Below are 6,318 nucleotides of genomic sequence, written 5' to 3' on the forward strand. Positions count from 1 at the left end.
ACAATAGCTGAATATGACTGGCAACGAACAAACCTGAAGACGTCAAGAGCCTACCATTCAAGGCTGAAGTTCCGACTGTAAGTAACCAGCTCCTTCAACGACTCAAGCACAGAAAGAAATCCTTCTGACTGATCAAACCGAACACTATTAGCATTAAACAAAGGAATTTCATTCCGCTCAACACTTTTGCGCTGTATAGGCATTGAACAGTCCTGATGACTTTTTAATAACGCCGACAACCAGGAATCATGTTGCTCAAGACGCTCAATGTACTGTAATTCAGTAGACACCTCTCCCTTATGATGAACACTGTTCATTGCCTCATCCAGGGATGGCAGTTGATTTACCGGCAAACGGTAATTAGTCATAATTTCGGCAAGTAACGACCGATAAGCCTGAACCATTGCATTCAGACAGGCCTCACGAAATGCTGGCTTGGCAACATCATCTGCATCTTCCCAGGCATCCAGCAACAAACGGGAGTGAAAGAGCATTTTATTGGTATATCCCTGCCAATTGTTTGTCATAACCTACTCCATCAATCTTTCGGGAACAACTTGTGCTTTGTCGAGCTAACTGGACTTGCGCTTTTTAGCCTGCTTTTCATGCCAGCGACCATCATCAAATACAGCACTCCAACCCGTCGCCTTACCATCCATCTCGGACATAACGTATTGCTGTTTAGTCTTGCGGCTGTACCGAATAATTGCCGGGTTCCCATCGGGATCCTGACGGGGAGCATCCATCAGATAACCATACTTAGGGTCAATTATTGCCTGATGGGGCAATAGTTCTGCCACCAGAGGAGCACGGGTTTCTCTGTTCTTGGGAAATTGACTGGCCGCAAGGAACAATCCGGAAGCGCCATCCCTGAGCACATAATGATCATCAACTTTGACACACTTTAACTCAGGCATGGGCACTGGCTCCATTTTGGGTGGAGCTGGCTCACCACTTTTCAGCAACTTTCTGGTGTTCTTACACTCACTGTCAGTACAACCAAAATACTTGCCAAAACGCCCGGTTTTCAACTGCATTTCACTACCGCACTTATCACATTCAAGTACGGGGCCATCATAACCTTTTAATTTGTAACTCCCCTTCTCCACTTCAAAGCCGGAACAATCAGGGTTATTGCCACAGACGTGTAACTTTCTTTGCTCATCAATCAGATAGCTTTCCATAGCGGTAGAGCACTTGGGGCAACGACGCATGGCTCTCAGGGCGTTAACCTCGGCATATTCATCATCGGCTTCTTCCACCTCTTCACCCGGAACCAGGTTAATCGTCGTTTTACAACGCTCCTTTGGCGGCAGTGAATAACCGGAGCAACCCAGAAACACCCCGGTAGATGCAGTCCGAATCATCATGGGTCGATGGCAAGTTGGACACTCAATATCGGTCAGGGAGGGTTCATTTGCACGCATCCCTCCTTCACCCTGTTCAGCCTGTGTCAACTGAAGAGTAAAGTCCGTATAAAAATCATCAAGAACCTGCTTCCAGTTTTTTTCACCTTCAGCAATATCATCGAGTTTCTCTTCCATTCTTGCTGTGAAGTGAAAGTCCATGAGTTCATTAAAAGACTCATTCAGACGATCAGTCACAATATCACCCATTTTTTCAGCATAAAAACGTCGATTCTTCACTGAAACGTAACCACGGTCCTGGATGGTTGAGATAATCGACGCATAGGTTGACGGCCGACCAATACCCTGTTTTTCCAACTCCTTGACCAGTGCCGCTTCGCTGAAACGGGCGGGTGGGCGGGTGAATAGCTGTTTAGGGTCCAGTTTTTCCAGTGTCAGGGCTACACCTTTTTGCAGATCTGGCAGAATCAAATCTTCACCTTTTCTGGCCAGAGGCTTTTGCACCCGGGTATAACCATCAAACTTCAATGTCCGTCCCCTGGCTTTGAGCTGATAGCCGTTAACGTCGACGATCAGAGACGTACTGAGATACTCGGCAGGCGTCATCTGACAGGCAACAAACTGACGCCAGATCAAGTCATAAAGACGCTCAGCATCCCGCTCCATTCCAGACAGGTCATCGGGCTTTAACGTAACACTGGATGGTCGAATCGCTTCATGAGCTTCTTGGGCACCTTGCTTGCTGCTGTACAGATTTGGCTGCTCCGGACAGTATTGATCACCATACTGTTTGGTAATAAAAGAGCGGGCACTGGTAACCGCATCCTGACTCAGATTGGTGGAGTCAGTTCGCATGTAGGTGATGTAACCCGCCTCATACAGGCGCTGAGCCAACATCATGGTTTTCTTGACACTGAAACCAAGACGTGTGCTGGCCGACTGCTGCAGTGTTGATGTGATAAAGGGTGCCGAAGGCTTGCTATGAGTTGGTTTATCTTCACGACTGGTCAGGGCGTATTGCCCCTGCTTTAACAGAGCCAGGGCTTTATCGGTTTCAGCCTTACTGGTAGGCCTGAAATTTACCCCGTTCTCTTTAACTACCTGAAAACGGACCGCATCACTGTCGGTAGCCAGGAGATCGGCATAAACTTCCCAGTATTCTTCAGGAACAAAGCTTCGAATTTCCCGCTCACGCTCAACCACCAGCTTAACAGCAACGGATTGAACACGCCCAGCAGAGAGCCCACGGGCAATTTTTGCCCAAAGCAGCGGGGAAACCATATAACCAACCACACGATCCAGAAACCGGCGAGCCTGCTGAGCGTCAACCCGGTCCTGATTTAACTGCCCCGGGGATTCAAACGCAGACTGAATGGCTTTTTTGGTAATTTCGTTAAAGACAACACGACGATATCGATCCGGGCTACCGCCGATGGCCTGCTGCAAATGCCAGGCAATGGCTTCTCCCTCACGGTCCAAATCCGTTGCCAGATAAATGGTGTCAGCACTTTCCGCCAGACGGGCAAGTTCGTTAACGACTTTTTCCTTGCCCGGCAAAATCTGGTAATGCGCTTCCCAGCCATTATCCGGGTTGATCCCCATACGGTCGATCAACTGCTCACGGGCTTTGATTTTCTTGCGCCGCTCACGCTCCTCAGGTGAGAGCTTTTTAGTCTCAGCTGCTGCCCTGGCCCTGGCCTTGGCATCCACGGCTTTTTTCGGCCCACCCGCTGTTGGCAAATCCCGGATATGACCCACACTGGATTTGACAACAAAGTCTTTGCCCAAATATTTGTTGATCGTTTTCGCCTTGGCAGGCGACTCCACAATAACTAGCGATTTACCCATGCTGCCTTACACGTCCTGTCATCTGTTCCAATGTTCTGGCTGGTCAGATCTGTGAGCAGATAAATCGCCCATCATACTCAATGATCAGACCTGCTGAAATAGAGCCTAATCGCCAGAACAAGAAAAGCCGGGATAGAAAATTGCTTCAATATATAAGGCGAAGTCAATAATCGGTCAAGGAAAACCATCAACCTCTTTCCTGTAATGGAGTGGGTTATTTACCTGTATGATCCAGAACAGAGCCTTATTTCCAGTACCTTAAAGCCACTTTCCGACTCGAATATTCTGGTCACATTTCCTCCGGGCAACTCAGCACTCAAACATCTGTACCAAAATCAGGCTGCCTGACTTACCCTATCCAAGCAAGCCAGCTATGCGAACCAGAATATTTTCATGGTAATCGTAACGGCTGAAACCCTTAACGCTTAACACGGTTTTACCTGATAACTCAACCATAGCTATTCAAAAGCATACTTTCCGTTTGCAAACTATCGGGACAAAGCAAGCCTGCCCCAGTCATTTTCGATTGGTCATACAATCAGTTATGAAAATATAACCCGCTGACAAAAAAGCCCGGAAAAACCGGACTGCCAGGGTAGTAAATGATTTGTCGCTACAACCGCTTGTGTTATTGCACTTGTCCTGGCTGCATTAATCATCAGGCTATAAAGCGGTACTCATTCTGCGGGGATTGCAAGTGTCAACATCTTCCTATTCGCCAACATTTTCATTTATAGGTTCATGCCAGGGAATCACCAGTTCCCGGAGCTCTTCATAAAACGGGTTCCTTGCCCATATGGGTGGTTTTTCCGGTAGTAGTGGTTTTTTCAAGCGGCTCTGGAGGAGGTCTTCTGGATCGTTGTTCACCGGCAGGTTCCCCTCTTGCCTCTCCCCTGAGGGCTTCTGTCATCGGTTTAAATGCGCCACGGCAAGCTGACATCGCTACGTTGTACAACAAACGCCGCCCCTTGCCCAGTCTGCGGCGACCGTGTTTCGTGCCAGAGTCCTTAAACTGCAGATCAAGCCCAAAAAAGGCAATGAACTGGTCTCCAGAATTGAAATCTCCTCTGGCCATTTCGCTGAAAAAAAGGCAGAACTCAATGCACCTATCCAATTGGTCAGAAAATACGAGATATGATTTGTTTAATTAAAGAGGGTATGTTCAGCGGAAATGAGCTGGCTTTTCTGGGTGTGAATGGAATTGCCAAATCTTTCACATCCTTATCCGCGTTTTTCAAACCTTCGGCAAAGAAAAAATTGGGTGTCTCTTTTGCGTCACCAATAGCTTCACTCTTGCCAAAAGGGAGTGCGACGGAAGGTTGTGCCAGCTTTTGTTTCTCTACAGTGAAAATGGCATGGCTCAAGTTCTCCTTTTTTGACCCTCGTGCGGTATGGCTGTCGGTATCGACATAGGTTGGTGCCATCAAGTAAGCCCGCCTCGTCGGAGTCACTGTCGCTTCACAAATCAGTGCATTCCACTCAAGCTGTTGTTCGGGTTTGAGGTTTGTGGGGCACTGTCCGGAAATCCACAATTTCTCAGAGTTGGCATGGGATAAGAAAATGTAGCACTGAGGGTAATAGTTGCTGCTCCATCCCAGCTTCTTGAATTTAGGCAGCAGGTCAGCAGGTATTTTTTCTTTGGAGTTGAGGTGGGCACCGGTTTTGATCTCTGTCCAGCTTGGATGATGGATATAGGCGCATTGGCATCTGCCGCTAAAAGGGGTATTGACAGTTATTTTTTCCAGGCTGGCTCCCAATTCTTCTAACGATTGGCGCGATGTTCCATGCACGCCATCGGCATGAATAATTGAATCGAAAGCAATACGCCCCGATGGTTGTAAATCCATGGTTTGAATCCATGGGTCAAAAGAACCGGCTCTGGCTTGATGCTTGATATCTATCAAATCCGGATATTTTGTTTTCGCGTAATCCATATAGATACGCTGGATAACGTCGGTCTGTAAGTTGGTATAGTAGTTGCGCCTTACTTGTTCCCGAATGCTTGCCAGGCTTTTTGGATGCGCTATATCCGATTTCTTTCTGTGAGAAAAAACGTATCCTGGGCCGTGAGTGCTTTCCAGAGCGTCCAACATCTGATTAATTGCATAAGTTGCTTCTGGCCTTAAAGACATAACGCTTGAGCGGATATCCCACTCCTCTTCATTGCGGCCTTCACACAGACAAACCTTGTAACCTTTCCTTGCCAGCTCGACCGCTGCCATCAATCCTGTCGGACCTGCACCGGCCACTACCGCATCATAATGGGGAATTTTCTCCTTGCTTAACAATTTGGCTCTTTGCTTAGCTAATGATGCCCGTTGCTCACCGAAGAGAGCGTTACTTTCGTGAAGCTGTTTAACCTTCTCGCCCAGCTTATCCAATGATTTAATTGTTTTATCGGTTTTGAGGATCTCAATCTTTTTCTGCTTAATGTTTTTGGATTCAAGACTTGATAGATTATTGGGTTCTTGAGTCGTTAAACTACTGGTCTGGTTATTATTAGATCGGGAAATTTTTCGGCCAAATCGTAGAAAGCTGAAATTGAATCGGGACTTCTTTGCAGGCTGTTCAGAGCGTGGTGCTGTTGTTGTGGAAAGTGTTGTGGAAGGTGTTGGTCTTTTATCTGATGGAATCAAAGTCCCCATGTGCCATCTCTCAAGAGTTGTTTTTATCGATATGTTGGCGTAATAAACAGTTTAATCGGCATGTCATAGGAAAAATGGTCGTTTAGGCATAAAAAATGCCGATCTATGCCACCATTCTCCAGTTTTGCTACCTCTGCCAAAGCGAGCCAGTCAAAGCCTGTGCTGCTGTTTTGAATGAGTGTTCTTAGGGCTTTCCCCCTCCATTTTCAATGGCTTTTGAATGGAACCACGAAGGACACGAAGAGCACAAAGGAAAAGAAAATCTCTTCTTTGTGCTCTTCGTGTCCTTCGTGGTTCCATCTTTAACTTCCCGAAGAGGGGAGTAGACGCTTAATGTCTACCCTGAGAATGAGTGTTAACGACCCGTTGCTTCCATGGCAATAGTGTTGGCCGAGGCAAAGAAGCGACTCACTCTGTAATTGCGGTGAGTGAGTTGTCATCAGAGACAGGTTAAACAT

The 6,318-nt window shown here is 47.1% G+C and carries 4 protein-coding genes; all 4 read right to left on the minus strand.

Going from position 1 to position 6,318, the window contains the following annotated elements:
- Nucleotides 1-50 precede the first annotated feature (50 nt).
- Nucleotides 51-527 (minus strand): DUF6586 family protein, encoded by a 477-nt coding sequence (locus KDK15_RS10175; protein ID WP_257295249.1) that lies wholly within the window; start codon nt 525-527, stop codon nt 51-53.
- Between the two features lie 45 nt (nt 528-572).
- Nucleotides 573-3,215 carry a type I DNA topoisomerase gene (topA, locus tag KDK15_RS10180; RefSeq protein WP_257295250.1) on the minus strand — a complete coding sequence of 881 codons (2,643 nt, stop codon included), beginning with the start codon at nt 3,213-3,215 and terminating at the stop codon, nt 573-575.
- 772 nt (nt 3,216-3,987) lie between these two features.
- Nucleotides 3,988-4,290, minus strand: a complete 303-nt coding sequence (locus KDK15_RS10185) for a transposase (RefSeq protein ID WP_257295251.1) — start codon at nt 4,288-4,290, stop codon at nt 3,988-3,990.
- Nucleotides 4,291-4,333: 43 nt separating this feature from the next.
- Nucleotides 4,334-5,596, minus strand: a complete 1,263-nt coding sequence (locus KDK15_RS10190) for an FAD-dependent monooxygenase (RefSeq protein WP_257295252.1) — start codon at nt 5,594-5,596, stop codon at nt 4,334-4,336.
- Nucleotides 5,597-6,318 lie beyond the last annotated feature (722 nt).

The sequence above is a fragment of the Endozoicomonas sp. YOMI1 genome (assembly GCF_024606345.1).
Taxonomy (GTDB): domain Bacteria; phylum Pseudomonadota; class Gammaproteobacteria; order Pseudomonadales; family Endozoicomonadaceae; genus Endozoicomonas.

Coding starts and splice junctions, on each gene's coding strand:
- KDK15_RS10185 (WP_257295251.1), bottom strand. CDS start 4,290: ATGGCCAGAGGAGATTTCAATTCTGGAGACCAGTTCATTGCCTTTTTT.
- KDK15_RS10175 (WP_257295249.1), bottom strand. CDS start 527: ATGACAAACAATTGGCAGGGATATACCAATAAAATGCTCTTTCACTCC.
- topA (WP_257295250.1), bottom strand. CDS start 3,215: ATGGGTAAATCGCTAGTTATTGTGGAGTCGCCTGCCAAGGCGAAAACG.